Source organism: Streptomyces saintjeani (genome assembly GCF_055409605.1).
The window spans coordinates 3,234,554-3,256,949 of the sequence record NZ_CP189624.1; the positions used below are offsets into that span (position 1 = coordinate 3,234,554).

Below are 22,396 nucleotides of genomic sequence, written 5' to 3' on the forward strand. Positions count from 1 at the left end.
GCGTGGCAGGGGGGTTCGGTTGTGGCACCACGCGGCCATGGCCGGGAGATGCCAAGAGGTCACGGCGGGTGACTCGAACGCAGGTACGGCGAAATCCGCGATCGGATACCGTCAGCGGCAGTCCGACGCCAACGACAGATCTCGGCCGCGAGGCGGCCTTCGCAGGGGGAGCCATGCTGGAGACCATCGGCATCGACCAGTCGACCCACGACGTCTACCGGTCTTTGCTGCTGCACCCCTCCTGGACCCTGGAGGACATCGCCCGCGAGACGGGGCTGGCGGAGGCGGACGTACGGGCCGCGCTCGACCGGCTGACCCAACTCTCCCTGCTGCACGAGGCCGCCGGCCACCAGTTCGTTCCCGTGAGTCCGGAAATCATCCTCTCGCCGCTGCTCCAGCGCAGGGAGGCGGAGCTGGACGAACAGCGCGCCCGGCTGTCCCAGGAACGCGCCGCGCTGGCCGCGCTGACCTCGGACTACGCGAACATGGCGGCGCACCGCGTGGACAGCGGCGTGGAGCGTCTGGAGGGCGTCGACGCGGTGCGGGTGCGGCTGATGGAGTTGGCTCATCAGGCACGTATCGACGTCCGGACCTTCGTGCCGGGCGGCGCGCTGAGCGCGGGGGCGCTGGAGGCCGGGCGGCCGTTGGACGAGCAGCATCTGAGCCGGGGTGTGCGGATGCGGACGGTGTACCTCGACAGCGTCCGCAACGACCAGCCGACCGTGGAGTACGCGAACTGGCTCGCCTCGCACGGCGGCGAGACCCGTACGGTTCCGGCCCTGCCGATGCGGATGATCCTCTCCGACCACACGACCGCCGTGATCCCCATCGACATCGACGACAGCCGCAAGGGCGCGCTCCTGATCCGCTACCCCGGGATGGTGCGGGCGCTGGAGGAGCTGTTCGACATGGTCTGGGAGAACGCGGTCCCGCTGGGCTCGGCCCCCCAGGACGCGCCCCCGGACGCGCCGACGGACCGCGAGGCGGCGTTGCTGAAGATGCTGGCGGCGGGCCTGACGGACGAGGGGATCGCGCGCAAGATGGGCGTCTCGCTGCGGACGGTGCGGCGCAACACGGCGGAATTGCAGCGGAGACTGGGAGTGCAGAGCAGATTTCAGGCCGGGGCGGAGGCGGTGCGGCGGGGCTGGCTCTGAACGGCGGGTCAGCCGCGGTCTTTTAGGGGCGCGGGGCTGTATCGATATGCGGCTCCGCCGCGTGGGCGCGACAAGCCACGACGGCGCCGCAGACGAACACGGCCCCTCCCGCGGAGCGAACCGCTGGCATCTCCCTGCCATGACCGGGGGCTGACAGCGTTCTCGTGCCGATATGGGTACGTCCGGTGCCTAAGGTCACCCCGTGTACGCAGTCAAGGTCGTTCTCCTCCCGTCGGCGCCCGTCGCTATGCCCAGCGACCAGCGGCTGCACGTCGTGGCCGAGACCACGAGAGCCGCCCCGCAGCCGGGCATCGCCCATGTCTCGCTCGCGCGGTGGGGGCGGCGGCTGGTCGGGATGACGTTCGTGGAGGCGGGCAGCCTGGACGAGGCGCTGGACCGGGCGCGGGACGGCTGGGCGGACTGGCTGAGCGTGCCGGGCCTGCTGCCGGACTGGGAGCTGGGCGACTGCCGTCCGGACCGTTATCTGTACGGGGAACCACGGGGCGGACGGGTCGCGTGATCACCGGTGATCCATGCGTGACCTGACTGGCATGTGACTGCCATGGCCTCCTGAGGCCAGCTGATGCACATGACAGCGGCACGACCGCCGGACCATCATCGTGGCTGGCACACGCTCACCGGGAACGAAGAAGCAGGGGCACAGAATGAGACGCATCACCGGCCGAGCCGTCCGCACCGCCCTCGCCGCGCTGGCGGTCACCACCATGGTGGCGCTGCCGCTGGCTGTCGCGGGGCACCAGGGTTCGGCTTCGCACGGGCAGCAAGTCGTCGCCGCCGGCGACCCGTTGGACGACCCGGTCGTCACGAAGCCGACGAAGCCGAGTGGGGACGACACGGGTAGCTGGGTCTGGGACGACTGGCAGTAAATCGGGGGATTCCAACCACATCGGGGGATCGCGGGAGAGGGCGGGTGCCGGGGGGCGCCCGCCCTCTCCCGTGCGGTCAGGGCGTGCAGGAGCGAGATTCTTTCAAGGCCTGCGTGAGGGCGGGGAGTCGGGCGCTGATCTCCTGGGTTCCGACGAAGAGGTCGTCGGGGGTGGAGGAGCCCGGGGAGAGGACGACCAGCACAGGGGTGCCCTGGGTGAGGGGGGTATCCGTCGTGAAGGTGACCGCGGCCGGGCCCGGGGTCGGCTTGTAGGCGTGCGTCACCCGGAGTGTGACCTCGGTTCCTTCTACGGTGGTGACGGTGCCCGTCACGACCGTCTCGGCGCACGCCAGGTACACGAGGTCGGGCAGGTCGCTCTTCTCGGCCGAGCCGTCCGCCGCCGAGGAAGCACCCTGGTCCGACGAGGAGTTGCCGGGGGCGCCGAGGAGGGCGAGCCCTCCGCCGAGCAGGGTCAGCACACCGGCCGCCGCGACACCGACCAGGGCGGCCTTGAGGCGCCGGTGCCTGCGCGGGGCCAGCGGGACGACCTGCGCGGGCGGGGTCAACTCGTCCGCGATCAGCGCGAGTTGGGTACGGAGTACGGCGATGTCCTCACGTGCCGCGCGCAGTTCGGGTGTGTCCGGGGCCGACTCGCCGGTGATCGCGGCCAGGAGGGCGGCGTCGTCCTCGTACACGTCGTCTTTCTCCGCCATCTCACACCACCTCGTCCTCGTGCAGCCGGGCTCGCAGCGCCTTGACCGCTGTGTGCAGGCGGCTCTTCACCGTGCCTTCGGGGACGCCGAGTTGGTCCGCTATCGACGCCACGGGGAGGTCGGCGTAGAAGCGGAGGATCACCACCTGGCGCTGGGGGTCGGGGAGTTGGTCCAGGCCCTGGGCAACGGCCAGGGAGAGCACGCTGGTTTCCTCGCCGGACGGCTGCGCGGACTGGCGTAGCGAGGCGAGGCGTTCGCCCAGGCGGTCCTGGCGGCGTTTCGCCCGGTGCCAGTCCATCGCCAGGTTGGAGGCGACGACCGCCGCCCACGCGGAGACGTCGCGCGGAGCCTCGTACCCCTTCGCCGCGCGTTCCAGGAGCCGGAGCCTGACCTGCTGCACCCCGTCCGGCAGGTCCGTCTGCGGCACCCCGCCGAGGGCCAGGACCGCGCGGACCCGGCGTTCCTGTGCCGCGTCCAGAGGGTCCTCCCCCTTCCGTTCGCGGCGCGTCGTTCTGCGCAGCACTGACACCCCTCCCCCTCGGCGTTTCCTCTACGACGCGGGGCGGGGGCGAAACGTTCGTGGGGCGTAGGTCACATTCGAGGGCGGGGCGCGGAACGGATTGCGGCGGGTCGGGGTCCTGGGGCGAATATCTCCAGCTCGATGCGGGTACGGCCGGAGTTCTGGAGCCCTGTCCCGGGGCCGGTCCCGGTGTCGTGGGCAAAGAATTGGACAGGTGGACCGGGGTGGGCCGCATGATGGAAACGCCGCAGACACATCAGGTACAGCTACAGGGAGTCGCCGTGAGGGTCGGAATCGTCGGAGCAACCGGGCAGGTCGGGACGGTCATGCGCAGGATCCTCACGGAGCGTGCGTTTCCGGTGACCGAGCTGCGGTTGTTCGCGTCGGCTCGTTCCGCCGGGTCCGTGCTGGACGGGGTGACCGTGGAGGACGCGGCGACCGCGGACTACTCCGGGCTGGACATCGTGCTGTTCTCGGCGGGGGGTGCCACGTCCAAGGTCCTTGCCGGGAAGGTCGCTTCCCAGGGCGCCGTCGTCATCGACAACTCGTCCGCGTGGCGGATGGACCCCGAGGTGCCGCTCGTCGTCTCCGAGGTCAATCCGCACGCGATCGCCGCGCGGCCCAAGGGGATCATCGCCAACCCCAACTGCACGACCATGGCCGCGATGCCGGTGCTGAAGGTGCTGCACGCCGAGGCGGGTCTTGAGACGCTGGTCGCCACGACCTACCAGGCCGTGTCCGGGTCCGGGCTCTCCGGTGTCGCCGAACTCGCCGACCAGGTACGGAAGGTGGTCGACGACGCGGAGAAGCTCACGCATGACGGCGGCGCCGTGTCCTTCCCCGAACCCGGCCTCTACAAGCGGCCCATCGCCTTCAACGTCCTCCCCTTCGCCGGGAACCTCGTCGACGACGGGGCGAACGAGACGGACGAGGAGAAGAAGCTGCGCAACGAGTCGCGGAAGATCCTGGAGATTCCGGGGCTGAAGGTCTCGGGTACGTGTGTCCGGGTGCCGGTCTTCACCGGTCACTCGCTCCAGCTCAACGCGAGCTTCGCGCGTCCGCTCAGCCCTGAGCGCGCCCTTGAGCTGCTGTCCTCGGCGCCGGGCGTCGTGGTGACGGACATCCCCACACCGCTCCAGGCCGCCGGGCAGGACCCGTCGTACGTGGGCCGGGTACGCCGGGACGAGACCGTGGAGAACGGGCTCGCGCTGTTCGTGTCCAACGACAACCTGCGGAAGGGTGCGGCACTGAACGCGGTGCAGATCGCGGAGCTGGTGGCGGCGGAACTGAGCGCGTAGGCGCCGTGGCGGGGGCTGTGCGTTTGCGGCTGCGGCGCCGTCGTGGTTGTTCGCGCCCGCGCGGCGGTAGCCGCAGATTCAGCACGGCCTCGCGCCCTCGCTGTCGTGGAGGGGGGCGTCGCCCTCCGGGTCGTCGTAGGGGTGTACGGGGTTGTCGGCGTCGTCCCTCGTGCGGAGGGCCGTGAGGACGGCCGGGGGGATCGGCTGGACCGCGTAGTTCATGCCTCCTACGTTCGCGCCCGGCGTCGGGGTTCGCTGGCGGGTTCGCGACGTCGCGTTCCCGCCAGGGCCGGCGCCGCGAGGAGGGCGAGGGCCGCGCCGAGGTACAGGACCGCTGTCGGGCCGTACGCGTCCGCCGTGCGGCCCCCTGTGAACGCGCCCAGGGCGATCGCCGAGTTGAAGACGCCCGCGAACAGGGCCGACGCCGCTTCCCTCGCGTGGGGTACCGCTGCCGTCAGCCAGGTCTGGGCCGAGACCGAGACGCCGCCGTAGAGGAGGCCCCAGAGGGTGAGGAGCCCGGTGGTCAGGGGCAGGGACGTGTCGGCCGGGACGAGTAGTGCGACCGTAGTACCCAGGGACGACGCGACCAGGACGAGGGTTCGGCCGGGGTTCGCGCTCGCCCTCGCGCCGATGACGAAGGTGCCGACGACGCCTGTCACCCCGTACCCCAGCAGTAGTACGCCGACGCCGCCCGCCGCGAGACCGTCGACGCGCTCCAGCACGGGGCGGACGTAGGTGTACGCGGCGAAGTGGCCGGTCACCAGGAGGGCTACGGCGGTGAGTCCCCGCCTGAGCCTCGCGTCCCTGAGGAGTTCGGGGAAGACCGTCAGGCGTACCGGTGCCTCCGCCGGAAGCAGGGGGAGGGTGACGTGCAGGGCCACCGCCACGGCGAGCGCCAGCACCGCGAGCGCGGCGAAGGACCAGCGCCAGTCGGCGAGGGAGCCGAGGAAGGTGCCCGCGGGGACGCCGATGACCGAGGCGACGGCGATGCCGGAGAAGACCAGGGCCGTGGCCCGTCCGGCGTACCTCTCGGGTAGCAGCCGCGCCGGGAGGCCCGCCGCGATCGCCCACACCCCGCCGATACAGATCCCGACCAGCGCACGGGCGACGAGCAGGACGGCCAGGCCGGGGGCGAGGGCCGAGAGCAGGTTGGCGGCGGCGAGGAGGAGCAGGAGGGCGGTGAGGACATGGCGCCGGTCGGCGCGGCGGACGACGACGGGGAGGAGGGGCGCGGAGACGGCCGCGACCAGTCCGGGCAGGGTGACGGCGAGCCCTGCCGTACCCGCCGAGACGCCGAGGGAATCGCCGAGGGACGTGAGCAGGCCGACGGGAAGCATCTCGGTGGTGACGACGGAGAACGTGGCGGCGGCGAGAACGAAGACACCGGGCCAAGGGGGCGTCGAGGACCGGGAGTTGGTGACGGCCCGAGGGCTGGCGGAGGTCCGGGGTTCCAGGGAGGACATGCCTCCACTTTTCGCGCCGGGGCCCTGCGGGAACAACGGCGAAGTCCTCACCCTTCCATGAGCGTGACTTATCGATCGGTCCCCGACCTGCGCGAGCTGGAGTGCTTCCTCGTCCTCGCCGAGGAGTTGCACTTCGGCCGGACCGGCGAGCGGCTGTACGTCTCGCAGGCCCGCGTCAGCCAGCTCCTGCGCTCACTGGAGCGCCGGACCGGCGGCCGACTGGTCAGCCGTACGAGCCGCCGGGTGTCCCTGACGCCGCTGGGTACGCGGTTCCTGGCGCGGGTCCGTCCGGCGTACGACGACCTCGTGGCCGCCGTCGAGGACGCGCGCGGCGCCGCGCCGAGGCTCGGCTTCCAGGGGGCGGTGGATGCCGAACTCGCCGGTGTCGTACGGGAGATGGGCGCCGTCGATCTCGTGGAGCTGCCGCTGTCCGACCCCTTCGGTGCCGTGCGCTCCGGCGTCGTGGACGCGGCCGTCGTCCTGCTGCCCGTGCGGGAACCGGACCTGGTCCTCGGGCCGGTCTTCTCGCGGCAGCCGCAGACGCTCGCCGTCCCCCGTACGCATCCCTTCGCGGCGCGTACGGCCGTCTCGGCGGCGGAGGTCGCGGCTCAGCCGCTGGTCAGGCCCGCTCCCCCGGCCCCCGCGTACTGGCGTGCCGCGCAGGCGCCGGGGGTGGGCGGGCCCGAGGCGGGGACGCTTCAGGAGGGACTGACGCTGGTCGCGACGGGGCGCGCGGCGATGCTGCTGTGCGCGCCGACGGCCGCCGCGTACGGGCGGGCGGACGTGGTCGCGGTGCCCGTCGAGGGGCTCGGGGAGTCGGCGTTGGGGTTGGTGTGGCCGCGGGGTGGGGAGGGGCGGGGGGTGCGGGCGCTGGCGGAGGCGGTGAGGGGGCTGGTGGAGGCAGGCGAGACGTAGGCAGCGAGACGTACGGCGGCGTCGGGCGGGAGCGCGGGCGTGGCGGAGGCCGCGAGACATACGGCGGCGTCGGCCGGGGGCGTGCGTGAGGTGGAGGCGGCGAGGCGGGCGGCTTCGGTCAAGAGCTCGTGTGCTCGGCGATAGTGGCTGCGTGCCCGGAAGCGGCACGTGGAAAGATGGCCACAACCCACGCATAACGAGGAGATGACCGCGTGCCTGGCACAAACCTGACTCGCGAAGAGGCTCGGCAGCGGGCTCAGCTGCTCACCGTTGACTCGTACGAGATCGATCTCGACCTCTCCGGAGCGCAGGAGGGCGGCACCTACCGGTCCGTGACCACGGTGCGCTTCGAAGTCGCCGAGGGCGGCGCCGAGTCGTTCATCGACCTGGTCGCCCCGGCGGTCAAGGAGGTGACCCTGAACGGGGACGCGCTCGACCCCGACGAGGTGTTCAAGGACTCCCGCATCGCCCTGCCCGGCCTGCTCGCCGGTCCGAACGTCCTGCGCGTCGTCGCGGACTGCGCCTACACCAACACCGGCGAGGGCCTGCACCGCTTCGTCGACCCGGTCGACCAACAGGCGTACCTGTACACGCAGTTCGAGGTTCCGGACGCGCGCCGCGTCTTCGCGTCCTTCGAACAGCCGGACCTGAAGGCGACGTTCAGGTTCACGGTGAAGGCGCCCACCGGCTGGACGGTGATCTCCAACTCGCCGACGCCCGAACCCAAGGACGACGTCTGGGAGTTCGAGCCGACGCCGCGCATCTCGACGTACATCACCGCGCTGATCGTCGGCCCCTACCACTCCGTGCACAGCGTGTACGAGAAGGACGGCCAGTCCGTGCCGCTCGGCATCTACTGCCGTCCTTCGCTCGCCGAATTCCTCGACTCCGACGCCATCTTCGAGGTGACCCGGCAGGGATTCGACTGGTTCCAGGAGAAGTTCGACTACGCGTACCCGTTCAAGAAGTACGACCAGCTGTTCGTCCCGGAGTTCAACGCGGGCGCGATGGAGAACGCGGGCGCGGTGACGATCCGCGACCAGTACGTGTTCCGCTCGAAGGTCACGGACGCCGCGTACGAGACGCGCGCCGAGACGATCCTCCACGAGCTGGCGCACATGTGGTTCGGCGACCTCGTCACCATGGAGTGGTGGAACGACCTCTGGCTCAACGAGTCGTTCGCGACGTACACGTCGATCGCCTGCCAGGCGTACGCGCCCGGCTCGCGCTGGCCGCACTCCTGGACGACGTTCGCGAACTCCATGAAGACGTGGGCCTACCGCCAGGACCAACTCCCGTCCACGCACCCGATCATGGCGGAGATCAACGACCTCGACGACGTCCTGGTCAACTTCGACGGGATCACATACGCGAAGGGCGCTTCCGTCCTGAAGCAGCTCGTCGCGTACGTCGGGATGGACGCGTTCTTCCAGGGCGTGCAGGCGTATTTCAAGGCGCACGCGTTCGGCAACACGCGCCTTTCGGACCTGCTCGGCGCGCTGGAGGAGACCTCCGGGCGTGACCTCAAGTCGTGGTCGAAGGCGTGGCTGGAGACGGCGGGGATCAACATCCTGCGGCCGGAGATCGTCACGGACTCCGCCGGTGTCATCACGTCGTTCGCGGTCCGCCAGGAGGCGCCCGCGCTGCCGGCCGGCGCGAAGGGCGAGCCGACGCTTCGCCCCCACCGCATCGCCATCGGCCTGTACGAACTCGACGACGACAGCGGCAAGTTGGTGCGTGACGAGCGCATCGAGCTGGACATCGACGGCGAGTTGACGGACGTACCCCAGCTGATCGGCAAGCGCCGCCCGGCAGTTGTCCTGCTCAACGACGACGACCTCTCGTACGCGAAGGTCCGCCTCGACACGGAGTCGCTGGCCTTCGTCACCGAGCACCTCGGCGACTTCGAGTCCTCCCTCCCCCGCGCCCTGTGCTGGGCCTCGGCCTGGGACATGACCCGTGACGCCGAACTCGCCACGAGCGACTACCTCTCGCTGGTCCTCTCCGGGATCGGCAAGGAGTCGGACATCGGCGTCGTCCAGTCCCTCCAGCGGCAGGTGAAGCTGGCGCTGGAGCTGTACGCGGCTCCGGCCAAGCGGGCGTCCCTGCTGACGCGTTGGACCGAGGCGACGCTGGAGCACCTGCGTGCGGCTGCCCCCGGCAGCGACCATCAGCTCGCGTGGGCACGGGCGTTCGCGGCGACGGCCCGCACCGACTCCGAACTGTCGCTCCTTGAGGGCCTGTTGGACGGGTCCTCTGTCGTGGAGGGGCTCGCCGTCGACACCGAGCTGCGGTGGACGTTCGTCCAACGGCTCGCCTCCGTCGGGCGGTTCGACGAGGCGGAGATCAGCGCCGAGTACGAGCGCGACAGGACGGCGGCGGGAGAGCGGCACGCGCTGACGGCTCGCGCGTCCCGGCCGACCGCCGAGGCCAAGGCCGCCGCGTGGTCCTCGGTCATCGACTCCTCGGACCTTCCCAACGCGCTTCAGGAAGCGGTGATCGGCGGCTTCGTCCAGCCGGAACAGCGCGAACTGCTCGCGCCGTACACGGAGCAGTACTTCGAGGTGGTCAAGTCGATCTGGGACTCCCGGTCCCACGAGATCGCCCAGCAGGTCGCGGTCGGTCTGTACCCGGCGATCCAGGTGTCGCAGTCGACGCTGGACGCCACGAACGCCTGGCTGTCCTCCGCCGAACCGAACGCCGCGCTGCGGCGGTTGGTGTCGGAGTCCCAGTCGGGTGTCGAGCGGGCGCTGAAGGCGCAGGCCGCGGACGCGTAGTACGCACAGGGGCGCCCGGCGTTCTCGACGCCGGGCGCCTTTCGTTTGCCGATGACGCCGGGCGTCTTTCCGGCCGGAGTGCCGGGGCCTCACGCCCGCTGGAGTTCACGCGGCGCGGACGTCGGCGTCGTACGAGGAGCCGGCCTCAGCTGGCCGATCACCGTCGCCCCCAACGCCACTCCCATCCCCACGAGTTGCAGCACCGTGAGGGACTGCCCCAGCGCCGCCCACCCCACGACCGCCGCCGTCACCGGGGAGAGTGAGCCGAGCAGGGAGACCTGGGTGACGGAGAGGCGGCCGATTCCTCGGAACCAGAGCCAGTAGGCGACGGCCGTGTTGGCGAGGGCGAGGTAGAGGTAGCCGCCGATCGCGCGGGTGTCGAGGGCGGGGGGTGCGCCTTCGGCGAGGAGGGCGACGGGGGCGATCAGTACGCCGCCTGCCGTCAGCTGCCAGCCGGCGAGCGTGAGGGGACCGGCGCCGGTCGGGCGGCCCCACTTCTTCGTCAGGACCGTACCGGCGGACATGGAGGCCGTGGAGGCCACGGCGGCCGTAATACCCAGGGTGTCCAGCGCGCCGCCCGCCTTGAGGACTACGAGGGTGACGCCGAGGGCCGCCGCTATGCCGGTGAGGAGGGGGCGGACCGTCGGCCGTTCGCGGAGCGCCACCGTCGAGAGGGCCAGCACGAACAGCGGCCCCGCCGAGGAGACCGCCGCCGCGAGCCCCCCGGGCAGCCGGTACGCGGCGAGGAACAGCAGCGGGAAGAACGCGCCGATGTTGAGCGCGCCCAGCACCCCCGCCTTCCACCACCAGGCGCCGCGCGGCAGCGTGCGGGTGAGGGCGAGGAGGAGCAGGCCGGCGGGGAGCGCGCGCATGAGGCCGGTGAAGAGGGGCCGGTCCGGCGGGAGGAACTCCGAGGTCACGGCGTAGGTGGTGCCCCAGGAGATGGGCGCGAGGGCGGTGAGGAGGACGGTCGTGGACTTCATGGGGCACCCCGATTTGGTAGCTCGACGATGATTAGCTTAGTGCTAAGCAAATTAGAGTCAAGCCACTTAAGGGTAAGTCAGTCGGAGGCAAGCCGGTCGGGAGGCAAGCCGGTGCCGCTTGAGATACTCACCCCATGAGCACGCCACCCAAGGACCCCGTGGACGCGATCGTCGACCAGTGGGCCGCCGCCCGCCCCGACCTCGACACCGCCGCGATGGCGGTCTTCGGCCGCATCTCCCGCATCGCCCGCGCCATGGGCGACCGCGCCGAACGCGCCTACGCCCCGTACGGCATCTCACGGGGCGAGTTCGACGTCCTCGCGACGCTGCGCCGCTCCGGCGCGCCCTACTCCCTCTCGCCCCGCGAACTCTCCTCGACGCTCATGCTCACGACCGGTGGTATGACGGGCCGCCTCGACAAACTCGAACGCGCGTCGCTGCTGCGCCGCTCCCCCGACCCCCACGACCGCAGGGCCCTGCGCGTCACCCTTACGGAGGACGGTCTCAAGGTCGTCGACCAGGCGGTCGCGGCCGGACTCGCCGTCCAGCAGCAGGCGATCTCGGTCCTGGACGCGCAAAAGGTCGGCCAGTTGGCCGACCTTTTGCGGGAATTGCTGCCGGGTACTACGCAGGAGTAACCCTCGGGGCGTACCCGGTTAGTACTCAGGCATCGCCCGTATGACTCAGTAAGCGGACGTCAGGCCTTGGAAGCCTTGGGCTCGCGGTCGTTCGACCGGTCCAAGACCCAGACCAGGCCCGCGATCACGAGGAAGATCCCGATGGGAGCCACGACGAACAGGCCCAGCGTGTCGACGACACTCAGACCCGGACCCGGGTCGTCACCGTCGTCGCGCGTGAGCGCGAGCGCGGGGGACGACATCAACAGCATCATCAGCGTCGTACCGGCCGCCAGGGTGCCGGCGCGCAAGGCGTTCTTCTTGTCCACGGTGCAAAAGTAGCGAACGCCGGGGGAGGGCGCTCGTCCGGGGTGCCTTTAGGGGGCGGGCGGGGATGCGGAGAGGCCGCCGGAGCAGCTCCTACGGTGTAAGGGGTGACTACCTCAGAGCTACGTGGTGACCAGCTCCGAGCTATGCGGTGACTACCTCCGAGCCACCCCCGCTCACCCACCCCCTCCCTCGCCCGACCGCAGCGCCTCGAACAACCCGTGCGCCCGAGCCGACCCCGCCAGCTCCTCCAGGCTCACCGGCCTCCCCTCCCCGTCCGCGACCGGCAGCCGCCAGTTCGGATACTGGTCCCACGTCCCCGGCAGGTTCTGCGGACGCCGGTCCCCGACCGCGTCCGGCAGCCACACGCCGACCAGCGAGGCGGGCGTACGCATCAAGTACCGGTACACCGCCTGGACTTGGGACTCCTCGTCGCCACCACCCCCACCGATCACCTCCAGCCACTCCCGCACATCAGCCGCAGCCGCCGCCCGCTCCCCCTCCAGCGGCCCGTCCGACAGCCCCAGCCGCTCCCGGAGTTCGACATGTTCCCCGCTGAGGCGAGCGGCGGTCGACGGCAGGTCGTGCGTCGTGGCCGTGGCGAGGCAGTCGGCGCGCCAGCGTTCCGCCGGGATCGGCCGCCCGTCCCCGTCCCAGTCCCGCTCGAACCACAGGACGGACGTCCCGAGCACCCCCCGTTCCCGCAAGGTCTCCCGCACACCCGGCTCGACGGTCCCGAGGTCCTCGCCGATCACCACCGCCCCCGCCCGCGAAGCCTCCAGCACCAGCACCGCGAGCATCGCCTCCGCGTCGTACCGGACGTACGCGCCATCCACCGGCGCCTCCCCCTCCGGCACCCACCACAGCCGGAACAACCCCATCACGTGGTCGATCCTGAGCGCCCCCGCGTACCGGAACAGCCCCCGCAGCAGCTCCCGGAACGGCCGGTACCCCGCCTCCGCGAGCCGGTCCGGGCGCCACGGCGGCAACCCCCAGTCCTGGCCGAGGGAGTTGAAGGCGTCGGGGGGCGCGCCGACCGACATCTCCCGGGCGAAGAAGTCCTGTTGGGCCCAGGCGTCGGCGCCGCCCGGATGCACACCGACCGCGAGATCGTGGACGACGCCGAGCGCCATCCCCGACTCCCGCTGCACGGCGCCGAGTTGAGCGTCCGTGTACCAGGCGATCCGGCAGTGGAAGTCGACCCGCCGCATCAACTCCAGCCGCGCACGGGCGGTTTCGTCGGACCGGGGGTCGCGCAGCCCCGCCGGCCACCGCGTCCAGTCGGCCCCGTACACCTCCGCCAGCGCGCACCACGTCGCGTGGTCCTCCAGCGCCTGCCCCTGCTCGGCGAGGAAGTCGCAGTACACGGCCCGACGGCCCGGCCCGAGCGGAACGGCGACGACGGCCTCCAACGCCTCGCGTTTCAACGCCCACACGGCGTCCCGGTCGATCAACTCACCTTTCTCCAGGACGTCTTGCCGCAGCGCGGCACCTCGGGACTGGAGCGCGGCGCCGTCGACGTAGGCGAACTCGGGAATCTCCTCGACCCGCAGATACACCGGATCGGGGAACCGCCGGGACGACGGCCGGTACGGCGAAGGGTCGGTGGGCGGTCCCGGCACGGCCGCATGCAACGGGTTGACCTGCACGAATCCCGCCCCGAGCCCCCGCCCGGCCCACTCCACCAGCTCCCGCAGATCCCCGAGGTCCCCCATGCCCCACGACCGCCGGGAGAGCAGCGAATAGAGCTGGACGAGAATCCCGTACGACCGTGAGCCGAGCGCGGGCAACCGTGCGGGCGCGACGACGAGTTGAGCCGTGCCGGTACGCCCGTCGGGCACGGTGACGCTCAACTCGTGTACCCCGGGCGGCAGTTCCTCCAGCCCGTCCCGGATCCGCCCCTCCTCGGTGACGACCCGCACCACACTCCCCTCCGGCAACTCCGGCGCCGCCCCGCCCATCCACCGCACGAGCGTCGGCGCCACCACCCGCTCCCCCAGCATCCGCCGCCGCTCCCGAATCCCCTCCCGCACGGCCTCCGGACTCCCGGCCTCGACCCCCAACGCGCCCAGCACCCGCACCAACGCGGTGTCCGACGCCTCGACCACCCTCCCCGGCCCCGGGCTGAACGACGGAGCGACCCCGTACAACTCGGCAAGCTGTGCCAGTTCCTGATCGGCCACGGAGACCTCCTCGGCGGGCGGGACGGGTCATCCCAGCACTACCCCGTACGTACTTCACAGACGCCCCCTCAACTCCGCACAACGCCCACTACAGTCTCTACTTGTGCCGTACGTCACACCTGGGGGGTTACATGAGGGAGATGACCAAAGGGTCGAACGTCGCGCTGGCGGCGTTGAGCGAGAGCGCCGGTTCGGTGATCGTGAGCCTGAGCTGGGTGAGCCCGACGGGCGAGGGGGACGCGGATGTGTCGGTGCTGCTGCTGGACGAGAACGGAAAGGTGCGCAGCGACGGGGACTTCTACTTCTACAACAACCCCGTCGCCGCCGACGGCAGCGTGCAGATGCTCGGCAAGACGCCGACCGACAGCGGTGACGAGGACCGGATCAGCTTCGACCTGACCGTGGTCCCGCCGGAGGTCGAGCGGATCGTCGTGGCCGCGAGCCGCTACGGGGCGGCGGGCTTCGGCGAGTTGGAGGACCTCAAGGTGACGCTGGCCGACGGGAGCGGGGAGGCGCTCGTCGGGTTCGCCGTCGAGGACGCGGGCGCGGTCAGCGCGATCATCTTCGGGGAGCTGTACCGGCGGGGCGAGGAGTGGAAGTTCCGCGCGGTCGGGCAGGGCTACGACGCCGGACTCGCGGGCCTGGCGACGGACTTCGGCGTCGACATCGAGGACGACGCGGGCGAATCACCGGACCAGCAGGAGAGCCCGCAAGAAACCTCGCCGGAAACCCGTCAAGGCCCCCCGCACGAAACGGCGTTGGCCCTCGTCCCAACTCCCCGCGCACCAGCCGGAGAAGAGACGGCCCCGAAAAAACCCGCACGTCCCCGGACCGCGAAGAAGAAAGTCACCGTCCCCAGGACCCCGAAGAAATCCCTCGCGGAGAACGACAGTTGGCGTCAGTCCCGCCTCTTCCCCGCCTCCGCCCTCAAGAGCGACCGGGACCGCGAGACCCGCGCGACCTCCGTCCTCCTCTCGGTCATGGCCCAAGTACCGGAGTTCGGCCGCAGGTTGACCGCCGCGTTCGGTGCCCCGGCAGGCCGCATGGAGACGTTCACCGAGGTCTCGCTCCCCCACGGCGACACCCCGAGGCGCCCCGACGGAGTCATCCGCGTCGAGCGCGCCGGGAAACTCTGGACCGCCCTCGTCGAGACGAAGACCAACGGCAACGCCCTCAAGTCCGAGCAGGTGCAGGCGTACATGGACATCGCCGCGCGGCGCGGGTACGAGGCCGTCATCACCCTGTCGAACGACGTCGCGCTCGAAGGCAGCCCCCTCGTCGACGTCAAGGTCGACGGCCGCCGTAAGCACAAGGTCGCCCTCTGGCACCTGTCCTGGGCCGAAGTCGCGTACCAGGCCCAGATGTTGATCCGCCACGAGGGAGTCGGCGACAAGGCGCACGCCTGGCTGCTCCTGGAACTCCTGCACTACCTGCGGCACGAGAACTCCGGCTGCCACGGCTTCCAGAATATGGGCGCGGCCTGGGTCCCCGTACGCAACGGCATCGACGACGAGACCTTGTGCGCGGGCGACCCGCGCGCACTGGACGTCGTGGAGAGCTGGGAGCGCCTGGTCCGTCAGCTCTGTCTCAGCCTCGGCGGTGAACTCGGCCAGAAGGTCCTGCCGGTCCAGCGCGCGAAACGCGGCGCCGACCCGAAGGAACGCCGCAGCCGCCTCGCCGACCAACTCTGCATGGACGGACGGCTGTTGGCGGAACTCCGGATCGAAGGCGCGCCCGGCATCCTCGCGGTCGGCGCGGATCTCCGTACGGCGAGACTGCGTACGTCGATCGAGATCCCGGCGCCGGACCAGGGATACCCCCTCACCTGGGCCAAACGCCTGATCCGCCGCCTCTCCGAGGCCCCCGCCGACCTCCACGTCGAGACCCTCGTCGAGGACGGCACCGGCGGCCCGCGCGGCACCCTCGAACGCCTCCGCCCCGAACCGGCGGACCTCCTCCCGAAGAACCCCGACACCCGCATCACCGGCTTCCGCCTCTCCCTGCTCAAGAGCATGGGCAGCAGCCGGGGCAACGCGGAGTCGGGGTTCATCCGCAGCGTGGACGACGCCGTGAACCGTTTTCACACGAGCGTCGTCGTGAACCTGAACCGGTCCTAGAAGTCGTCGGCCCCGTTGCGGAGTTCGTACGTCCAGTACCCGGTGAGCGCCTTCGCCGGGTCGACGGCGATGCCGTCCTTGCCGGGCGCGGAGACGGTGATGACCGTGGAGTCGCCCTCCAGCATGACCTGGAACGCCGAGACGGGTTCGTTGTCCTCGTCGACGCCGCCGTCCGACAGCTTCACGAGGGCGTAGGCGGGAGCGCCGGCCGCCAGCACGACCGGGGTGGCCGGCTTGCTCTTCGCGACGGCCGGGACGTCCTGCTTGTGGCTCTCCAGGAACTGGACACGCGGGAAGCCCGCCAGGCGGCAGGAGTTCCGGCTCGTGTTCTTCGCGGTCAGGACGATGTGGGTGTAGGGCGGGCCGTCCTGGAGGGCGGCGGTGATCCGTACGTCGGCTGCGGTGCACGTCGGCGTCGCCGCCTTGTCGCCGGTCGAACTCCCGGAGCCCGCCGAGCCGTTGGAGCCCGCAGCCTTCGCCGAGCCCGAGCCCGAGCCGGAGCCGGACGTACCGGACGCACCCGTCGTACCCGCCGCATCCGTCGTCTTGTCCGCCGTAGACGTGCCCGCCACCGGCGTCGACGCCACCGTGACCTCGGGCGACGCCGCCGAGGACTCGGTGCCCGTGCCGCTCTGGCAGGCGGTGAGGGAGAGGGTGAGGGCCGTGCCCGCGAGGGCGAGCAGCGTGGAGCGGTGCAGTGCGGTGTTCATCAGAGGTTCCCCGTAGGTGGTAGTGGGCCGTGGCTCGATGCCACCGGCCTTTTCGCTGAGGTCGGTTGTGGTCGGCCGACGGCGGTGGAAGGCGGCCTGCGGCAGGTCGGCGGCTGCGGAAGCGCGACGTGCGGGCGGCGAGCGACCGGCGCGCTTCCCCGCACCGGCGCCGCTCCCCGCCCCACACGGACCTCGCTCCCGCAGCCGCCCGCCGGGGACGCCACCCCATACCTGGGAGCTACGCCCCGTGTCCTCCTCAAGTCGACCACCCCCATCCCCCCTCCCACCAGGCAGTTCATCCGGCAGAACTACGTCCGTCATACTTCTGCCGGAGGCCCGCACCGGCACAAGCCGGACGAGCCGGCCCACCCGACCGACCCGGACAAGCCGGACGACCCGCACGATCGGAGACACCAACGGTGCGCGCCAGCACACCTCCCGCAGGAGACTTCGCCCAGCGGCTGCGCACCCTCCGCACCGAAGCCGGCCTCAGCCAGGAAGCCCTGGCGAACGCGGCAGGCGTGAGCGTCAGAGCGCTGGCCGACATGGAGCGCGGCCGTACCCGGGGCCCGCAGCGCCAAACCGTGCAAGCCCTGGCCGAAGCCCTGAACCTGGACGACACCGAGACGGCGAGCCTGGAGAAGTCCGCCGCCGCCGGACGCCCCCGAACGACCAGGCCCTCGGCCGCCCCCCTCTCCCTCCCCCGTGACATCCAGGACTTCACCGCACGCGCCCCGGCCCTGGCCCAACTCGCGGCCACCCGCCCCCAGGTCACCGTCGTCTCCGGCCAACCCGGCCTGGGCAAAACGGCGTTCGCGGTACACGCCGCCCACCACCTGGCCCCGCACTACCCGGACGGCCAGTTCGCCCTGGACCTCCACGGCATGACCCCCGCCCCGACCACCCCGAGGGACGCGCTGGCCCGCCTGCTCAAAGCGCTGGGCGTGGCGGACATCCCGTCCACGACCGAGGACCGCGCGGCCCTCTGGCGATCACTGGCCGGCAACCGGCTCCTCCTGCTGGACAACGCGATCGACGAGGCCCAGGTGGCCCCCCTCCTCCCCGGCACCGGCCTGACCATCGTCACCAGCCGCCACGCCCTCGCGGGCCTGGAGTCGGTCCACCGCACGGACCTGTCGCTGCTGCGCCGCGAGGAGGCGGTGGAACTGCTGACCCGCATCATCGGCACGGACCGGGTACGGGCGGAGGCGCAGGCCGCCCGGGACCTGGCCGACCTCTGCGGCCACCTCCCCCTGGCCGTCCGCATCGCGGGTCAACGCCTCGCGTCCCGCCCGCACGAACGCCTGGCCAAACTCGCCACCCGTCTCAAGGCCGAGGGCCGCAGACTGGACGCCCTCCAGGCCGGAAGCCTGCGCGTACGGGCCGCGTTCGAACTCTCGTACCGCCAACTCCCGCCCGCCTCAAGGACGTTGCTACGGCGCTCCGCGCTGGCCGCCGGAGGCGACTTCAGCCCCGAGACGGCCGCGCTCCTGGCGGGCCTGCCGTACGACGAAACGGCGGCCCGCGCCGAGGAGTTGACCGACGCGGGCCTCCTCCAGAGCGACCCCGTCGCCGAGCGCTACCGCTTCCACGACCTCCTCAAGCTGTACGCCGCGGAACTGACGGAGTCCGAGGACACCGCCGAAGCCCTGGACCGTACGGCGGACTGGATGCTGCGCCGGGCCACAACAGCCGCGCTGCACTTCGACGTTGACCACGAGCGGACCTCGGAGGGCGACCCCGACCCGGACAGCGCGCCCACCGGCCGCGAAGAGGCCCGCGCCTGGCTGGAGGCCGAACGCGCACAGTGGCTGGCCGCGCTGCACCGGGCGCACGAAACGGGCCGGCACCGCCAAGTCCTGGACGCGGCAAGGGCGATGCACTGGTTCTCCGACCTCAACCAGCACTGGGAGCAGTGGGTGGAGGTCTTCCTGCTCTCGTCCAACTCAGCGCGCCTGCTGGGCAGCAGGCAGGAGGAGGCCGTCCACCTCAACTACCTGGCGTGGGCGTACAACCTCTGCGTGCACGACCCGCGCGCCGCGCTCCCCGCCGCCGTCGAGGCGCTGGCGGCGGCCCGCGAGTGCGGGGACGGGCTCCAACAGGGCTGGGCGCTCGGCTACATGGCGGGCGGCCTGCACCGGCTGGGCCGGGTGGACGAGGCGGAGGAGCGCCTGCGGGAGGCGACCGGCTGCCTCGCCCCGCAGGAGTCCCCGCAGGCCAGGCTGGCCGAACTGAGCCTCCTCAACGCCCTCGGCACACTCCTGCGCCAGACCGGCCGCCCCGCCGAGGCCCTCGACGTCCACCGCCGCAGCGAACGGATCTGCCGCGCCGGGGTCCCCGGCCGTACGGCCGAGGTCATGGCCACGTACCACGCCGTCGCCCGCCAGCAGATCGGCAACGACCTTGCGGCGCTGGAGCGTTGGTACGAGGCGGAGGCGCCGTTGCGGCAGGCGCTGGCGGCGTTCGACGAGGCGCAGATGCCGGCGTGGTCGGAGCAGGCGCGGCTCGATCTGGGCCGGGTGCTGGGCGCGACGGGTCACCCCGAGGCGCGGGAGGCGCTGCGTACGGCGCGGGACGCGCTCGCGGCGATGCGGAGCCCCCGGCAGGCCGAGGCGGCGGAGGCGCTGGCCGCGCTGGACAGGGCGTAATGGTCGCCGCACAGACGGGACTTCACGTACGGACGATGACCGAGACGGTTCACCTGACCGGGGGTCGGAGGGCGACGTAGGCGGCGTCACTCGTCAGGCTGACGTTCTGAGTCCGCCGAGGTGGCCCCGGATACCGAGGGAAGGATCAAGGCCGACAGAGGCGTCCCGCTCCTCGGAGGTGTGTGTCCTTGCGTGCCAAGCCACTTGCCGTTACGGCCCTGACCGTCGTCCTCGTCGCTGGACTGACCTCGTGGCCTTCCCCCGCCTGGGCCGAGGGGCCGACGCCGTCGCCGTCGGAGAGCCGCATGGCAGACCCGGTCGGCGTCTTCATGACCGTGGGCGACAAGGTCCACTTCTCCAGCACCCCGCCGCCGACCATGTCCGCCCACGGTTGGTGGACCGACACCGAATCCGGAAACCTCAAGGCCAAAGTCACGGTGCAACTTCAGATCAAAGAGCGGAGCGGTAGCTGGAGGACCGTAACCACAGGCGCGAAGACCGTGAAACAGGGCGGGGGCAGCGCGCGCCGCGCCAATGTCCGCAAGACCTGTACGGGCACGGCGAGGACCACGTGGCGTAGCAGAGTGGACGTCGACATCATCGGCGTCGCCGACTCGCCGAACAAGCTGGAAACCCCCGCTCAGACGTTCACCTGCGGCGGCTGACCATCCGGAGGAGCACCTCGTGGAAGACGACATCGCCGAAGGACAGAGCGCCGTCATGACCGTCGAGGTCTACGGGGTGTTCCGACAGCACGACTGGATCGGCGAGGTCAGCGTCGACCACGACCTCGACGAGGACCTCTTCAGCCTCGTCATCAAACGAGCCGCCTCGTACGGCTGGAGCAGCGCGTACATCGGTGGCATGAGCGACCTCGCGGGCACCCGCTGGGGCCACGCCGACGCCGGGAACGACTGGTCACAGGACGGCCAGAACCGGCGGGTGGCCTGGCTGACCGTCTACCCCACGGTCGGGATGACCCGGCAGCACCTCCCGATCCTCCCCATGACCCGGGTCATGGTCGACTCCCTGCACCGCATGGGCCACCTGACCTTCACCGCCCTCAGCTCCCACGTCCCCCTGCGCCTCGCCCCCGACACGTTCTGGGACCTCCGGACGGACGCGGACTGGTACGCCCTCTCCGCCCCGCAGGCCAGGACGGACGTCACCGTGACCGTCTCGACGGAACCGGGGGCCGAGTTCGATCCGGCGCGGGTGCTCGACCACGCCGCCGAGCGGTCGATCGGCCACCTGCGCATCACCCACGCCACCGGTACGACGTTCACCGCGTCCGCCCCCGAATGGACCCCGGACGCGGCGGCGTGGATCACGGAACTCGTCGTGAACTCGCTGCGGAACGCCGGGGTACAGGGGTCTGCGGTGATCACCGTGTCCGCGAGCTGAGCACCTACCGCTTCTTCCAGTCCTCGACGAGCAGCCCGAGGATCACCTCGTCCAGGAACTCCCCCAGCACCCACGCCGAGGACTTGAGAACACCCTCGCGTACGAAGCCGTTGCGCTCCGCCGCGCGCAGCATCGCGTCGTTGTCCGCGAGGGTCTCGACCTGGAGGCGGTGGAGGCTGCGGACGACGAAGGCGTAGTGGCAGAGGGTGGCGACGACGTCGGTGCCGTACCCCTTGCCCCGGGCGGACGGGAGCAGGCTGATGCCGACGTGGGCGTAGCGGTTGTGGGTGTCGATGTCCCACAGGCTCGCCACGCCGATCAGTGTGCCGCCCTCCAACTCGACGACGGAGAAGGGGACGCGGTCCTCCGTCCCCTCGTCCACGACGGGTTCCTTGGAGTCGAGGCCGAGGGGACGCCAGGGTTGGTCGTCCGCGCGGGCGGAGTTGACCACGTCGTTGAAGAGCTCGGTACGGAGGAGGGGGAGATCGTCCTCGTGCCGGGCTCGGAGCCCGATCCTGGCGCCTTTGAGCATGTGAGCTTCTTATCGGGCCGGGTTGGAGGGGGGCAACTGGATTAGCGGAGGGAGGTGGTGAAAGTGCGCCAGGTGGTGGGGGTGAGGAGGAGGTGGGGGCCGGTGGGGGCTTTGGAGTCGCGGACGGCGATGGTGTGGGGGATGTTGCGGGCGACTTCGACGCACTCCCCTTCGATCTGGCTGTAGCTGGACTTCACGAACCGGAAATCGTGCACGGTGGTTCAACTTCCCTTGTACAGGCTGTCGATCAGTGCGACAGAGTCATGCGGAGACAGGCTGAGGCGAGCGGTGCGGTCGAACACACCGTTGAAATAGGCACTGTCCTCAGCATTTTCCCTCCACACCATGCCTGTGTGCCCGTCACTCTGAACCACGTCGAGCGCCCCTTCCTCCGCGAAGGAGAGGATGCTGAACGAGCCGTAGCTACCAGGATGCGCCCCGCTCCGGAACGGGAGCACCTGAAGACGGACGTTGGGCGCCGCCGAGACGTCCAGCAGCCGCTCCATCTGGCCCCGCATGACCTCGGGCCCACCGACCTGCTGCCGCAACGCGGCTTCCCAGATCACGGCGTAGAACTGGACCGGGTTCTCACCCAGCAGGCGCCCCTGACGCCTCTGCTTGACCTGCGCCGCAGCCTCGATCTCGGCGGGGTCCTTCCATGAAGGGTCGGCAACACCCAACGCCCGCGTGTACGCGGCCGTCTGGAACAGCCCAGGAATCAGGGAGGTCTGCCAGGTTCGGATACTGGTGGCGACATCCTCCATGGAGATGTACTCACTCAGCCCGTCACCGACGCCGGTGTTGCGCCACCACCCCCTGGCCTTACGCCGCTCCCGGTCCAGCTTCGCCAACTCAAGCAACCGAGCCAGGACTTGGGGGTCCTCCAAGCCGTACCCCTCACACAGCACCCGAATGTCCGGGTCCCGCATCGGCACCCAGCCCTGCTCCATCTTCACGACCTTCGTGCCGGTCGCGTTGATGGACTCGGCGGCCTGCGTCTGCGTCTTGCCCGCAGCGACGCGCAGCCGCAGCAGCTCCCCACCGAGCTTGCGCGCCAGAACAGTTGAGGTCTGCCCTTTCCGGGGCTGAGTCGATCTCGTCACGAGCACAGTGTGTCCCACTGCTGTCACCCAGTCGACAAGTTCCGGA

At 70.9% G+C, this 22,396-nt stretch carries 22 protein-coding genes; 11 read left to right on the forward strand and 11 right to left on the reverse strand.

Features of this window, described 5'->3' with window-relative positions; genetic code table 11:
- Positions 1–173: 173 nt before the first annotated feature.
- From ACQCO7_RS14405 to ACQCO7_RS14415, 3 genes are all read left to right on the forward strand, one after another.
- On the forward strand, positions 174–1,154 hold the full coding sequence (locus ACQCO7_RS14405) for a LuxR C-terminal-related transcriptional regulator (RefSeq protein WP_464072206.1): 981 nt from the start codon (positions 174–176) through the stop codon (positions 1,152–1,154).
- A 202-nt stretch (positions 1,155–1,356) separates the two neighbouring features.
- Entirely contained in the window at positions 1,357–1,674 is a 318-nt protein-coding gene (locus ACQCO7_RS14410; RefSeq protein WP_464072207.1) for a hypothetical protein, read from the forward strand.
- Positions 1,675–1,819: 145 nt separating this feature from the next.
- Positions 1,820–2,041, forward strand: a complete 222-nt coding sequence (locus tag ACQCO7_RS14415) for a hypothetical protein (protein ID WP_464072208.1) — start codon at positions 1,820–1,822, stop codon at positions 2,039–2,041.
- Positions 2,042–2,117: 76 nt separating this feature from the next.
- Here the strand turns inward: ACQCO7_RS14415 and ACQCO7_RS14420 are convergent, their stop codons facing one another.
- Both ACQCO7_RS14420 and ACQCO7_RS14425 read right to left on the reverse strand, forming a co-directional pair.
- The gene (locus tag ACQCO7_RS14420) at positions 2,118–2,753 is read right to left on the reverse strand and encodes a hypothetical protein (RefSeq protein ID WP_464072209.1); all 636 of its coding nucleotides are present in this window, start codon (positions 2,751–2,753) and stop codon (positions 2,118–2,120) included.
- 1 nt (position 2,754) lies between these two features.
- Positions 2,755–3,276, reverse strand: a complete 522-nt coding sequence (locus tag ACQCO7_RS14425; protein WP_464072210.1) for a sigma-70 family RNA polymerase sigma factor — start codon at positions 3,274–3,276, stop codon at positions 2,755–2,757.
- 278 nt (positions 3,277–3,554) lie between these two features.
- On the opposite strand from ACQCO7_RS14425, the gene ACQCO7_RS14430 reads away from it, so the two are divergent.
- Positions 3,555–4,571 (forward strand): aspartate-semialdehyde dehydrogenase, encoded by a 1,017-nt coding sequence (locus ACQCO7_RS14430; RefSeq protein ID WP_464072211.1) that lies wholly within the window; start codon positions 3,555–3,557, stop codon positions 4,569–4,571.
- Between the two features lie 78 nt (positions 4,572–4,649).
- Here the strand turns inward: ACQCO7_RS14430 and ACQCO7_RS14435 are convergent, their stop codons facing one another.
- On the reverse strand, positions 4,650–4,793 hold the full coding sequence (locus ACQCO7_RS14435) for a hypothetical protein (RefSeq protein ID WP_464072212.1): 144 nt from the start codon (positions 4,791–4,793) through the stop codon (positions 4,650–4,652).
- A 5-nt stretch (positions 4,794–4,798) separates the two neighbouring features.
- Positions 4,799–6,034, reverse strand: a complete 1,236-nt coding sequence (locus tag ACQCO7_RS14440) for an MFS transporter (protein ID WP_464072213.1) — start codon at positions 6,032–6,034, stop codon at positions 4,799–4,801.
- 57 nt (positions 6,035–6,091) lie between these two features.
- On the opposite strand from ACQCO7_RS14440, the gene ACQCO7_RS14445 reads away from it, so the two are divergent.
- Together ACQCO7_RS14445 and pepN are read left to right on the forward strand one after the other, a co-directional pair.
- Positions 6,092–6,949 (forward strand): LysR family transcriptional regulator, encoded by an 858-nt coding sequence (locus tag ACQCO7_RS14445; protein ID WP_464072214.1) that lies wholly within the window; start codon positions 6,092–6,094, stop codon positions 6,947–6,949.
- Between the two features lie 212 nt (positions 6,950–7,161).
- Positions 7,162–9,726 (forward strand): aminopeptidase N, encoded by a 2,565-nt coding sequence (pepN, locus tag ACQCO7_RS14450; protein WP_464072215.1) that lies wholly within the window; start codon positions 7,162–7,164, stop codon positions 9,724–9,726.
- A gap of 89 nt (positions 9,727–9,815) precedes the next feature.
- On the opposite strand, the gene ACQCO7_RS14455 is transcribed toward pepN, so the two are convergent.
- The gene (locus tag ACQCO7_RS14455) at positions 9,816–10,709 is read right to left on the reverse strand and encodes an EamA family transporter (RefSeq protein ID WP_464072216.1); all 894 of its coding nucleotides are present in this window, start codon (positions 10,707–10,709) and stop codon (positions 9,816–9,818) included.
- Between the two features lie 134 nt (positions 10,710–10,843).
- Between ACQCO7_RS14455 and ACQCO7_RS14460 the strand changes: the two genes are divergently transcribed.
- On the forward strand, positions 10,844–11,347 hold the full coding sequence (locus ACQCO7_RS14460; protein WP_464072217.1) for a MarR family winged helix-turn-helix transcriptional regulator: 504 nt from the start codon (positions 10,844–10,846) through the stop codon (positions 11,345–11,347).
- Between the two features lie 59 nt (positions 11,348–11,406).
- On the opposite strand, the gene ACQCO7_RS14465 is transcribed toward ACQCO7_RS14460, so the two are convergent.
- Entirely contained in the window at positions 11,407–11,655 is a 249-nt protein-coding gene (locus tag ACQCO7_RS14465) for a hypothetical protein (protein ID WP_464072218.1), read from the reverse strand.
- Positions 11,656–11,829: 174 nt separating this feature from the next.
- Complete coding sequence (gene malQ / locus ACQCO7_RS14470; RefSeq protein WP_464072219.1) at positions 11,830–13,836, reverse strand: 4-alpha-glucanotransferase; 2,007 nt, start codon at positions 13,834–13,836, stop codon at positions 11,830–11,832.
- Between the two features lie 131 nt (positions 13,837–13,967).
- Here malQ and ACQCO7_RS14475 point away from each other — a divergent pair, with 131 nt between their 5' ends.
- On the forward strand, positions 13,968–15,953 hold the full coding sequence (locus ACQCO7_RS14475) for a TerD family protein (RefSeq protein WP_464072220.1): 1,986 nt from the start codon (positions 13,968–13,970) through the stop codon (positions 15,951–15,953).
- On the opposite strand, the gene ACQCO7_RS14480 is transcribed toward ACQCO7_RS14475, so the two are convergent.
- On the reverse strand, positions 15,950–16,663 hold the full coding sequence (locus ACQCO7_RS14480) for a DUF4232 domain-containing protein (RefSeq protein ID WP_464072221.1): 714 nt from the start codon (positions 16,661–16,663) through the stop codon (positions 15,950–15,952). The two genes, ACQCO7_RS14475 and ACQCO7_RS14480, sit on opposite strands and share 4 nt — an antisense overlap.
- Before the next feature lie 419 nt (positions 16,664–17,082).
- Here ACQCO7_RS14480 and ACQCO7_RS14485 point away from each other — a divergent pair, with 419 nt between their 5' ends.
- The 3 genes from ACQCO7_RS14485 (at position 17,083) to ACQCO7_RS14495 (ending at position 20,715) form a co-directional block, all read left to right on the forward strand.
- Positions 17,083–19,311 carry an ATP-binding protein gene (locus ACQCO7_RS14485; RefSeq protein WP_464072222.1) on the forward strand — a complete coding sequence of 743 codons (2,229 nt, stop codon included), beginning with the start codon at positions 17,083–17,085 and terminating at the stop codon, positions 19,309–19,311.
- Between the two features lie 305 nt (positions 19,312–19,616).
- Complete coding sequence (locus ACQCO7_RS14490) at positions 19,617–19,976, forward strand: hypothetical protein (protein WP_464072223.1); 360 nt, start codon at positions 19,617–19,619, stop codon at positions 19,974–19,976.
- 19 nt (positions 19,977–19,995) lie between these two features.
- A complete protein-coding gene (locus tag ACQCO7_RS14495; protein WP_464072224.1) occupies positions 19,996–20,715 on the forward strand; it encodes a hypothetical protein in 720 nt (239 codons plus the stop codon).
- 4 nt (positions 20,716–20,719) lie between these two features.
- On the opposite strand, the gene ACQCO7_RS14500 is transcribed toward ACQCO7_RS14495, so the two are convergent.
- The 3 genes from ACQCO7_RS14500 to ACQCO7_RS14510 are packed head-to-tail and all read right to left on the reverse strand — an operon-like array spanning position 20,720 to position 22,350.
- On the reverse strand, positions 20,720–21,247 hold the full coding sequence (locus tag ACQCO7_RS14500) for a GNAT family N-acetyltransferase (RefSeq protein WP_464072225.1): 528 nt from the start codon (positions 21,245–21,247) through the stop codon (positions 20,720–20,722).
- 41 nt (positions 21,248–21,288) lie between these two features.
- Positions 21,289–21,462, reverse strand: coding sequence for a DUF397 domain-containing protein (locus tag ACQCO7_RS14505; protein WP_464072226.1), 174 nt, complete (start codon positions 21,460–21,462; stop codon positions 21,289–21,291).
- Positions 21,463–21,468: 6 nt separating this feature from the next.
- Positions 21,469–22,350, reverse strand: coding sequence for a helix-turn-helix domain-containing protein (locus ACQCO7_RS14510; protein ID WP_464072227.1), 882 nt, complete (start codon positions 22,348–22,350; stop codon positions 21,469–21,471).
- Positions 22,351–22,396: the final 46 nt, after the last annotated feature.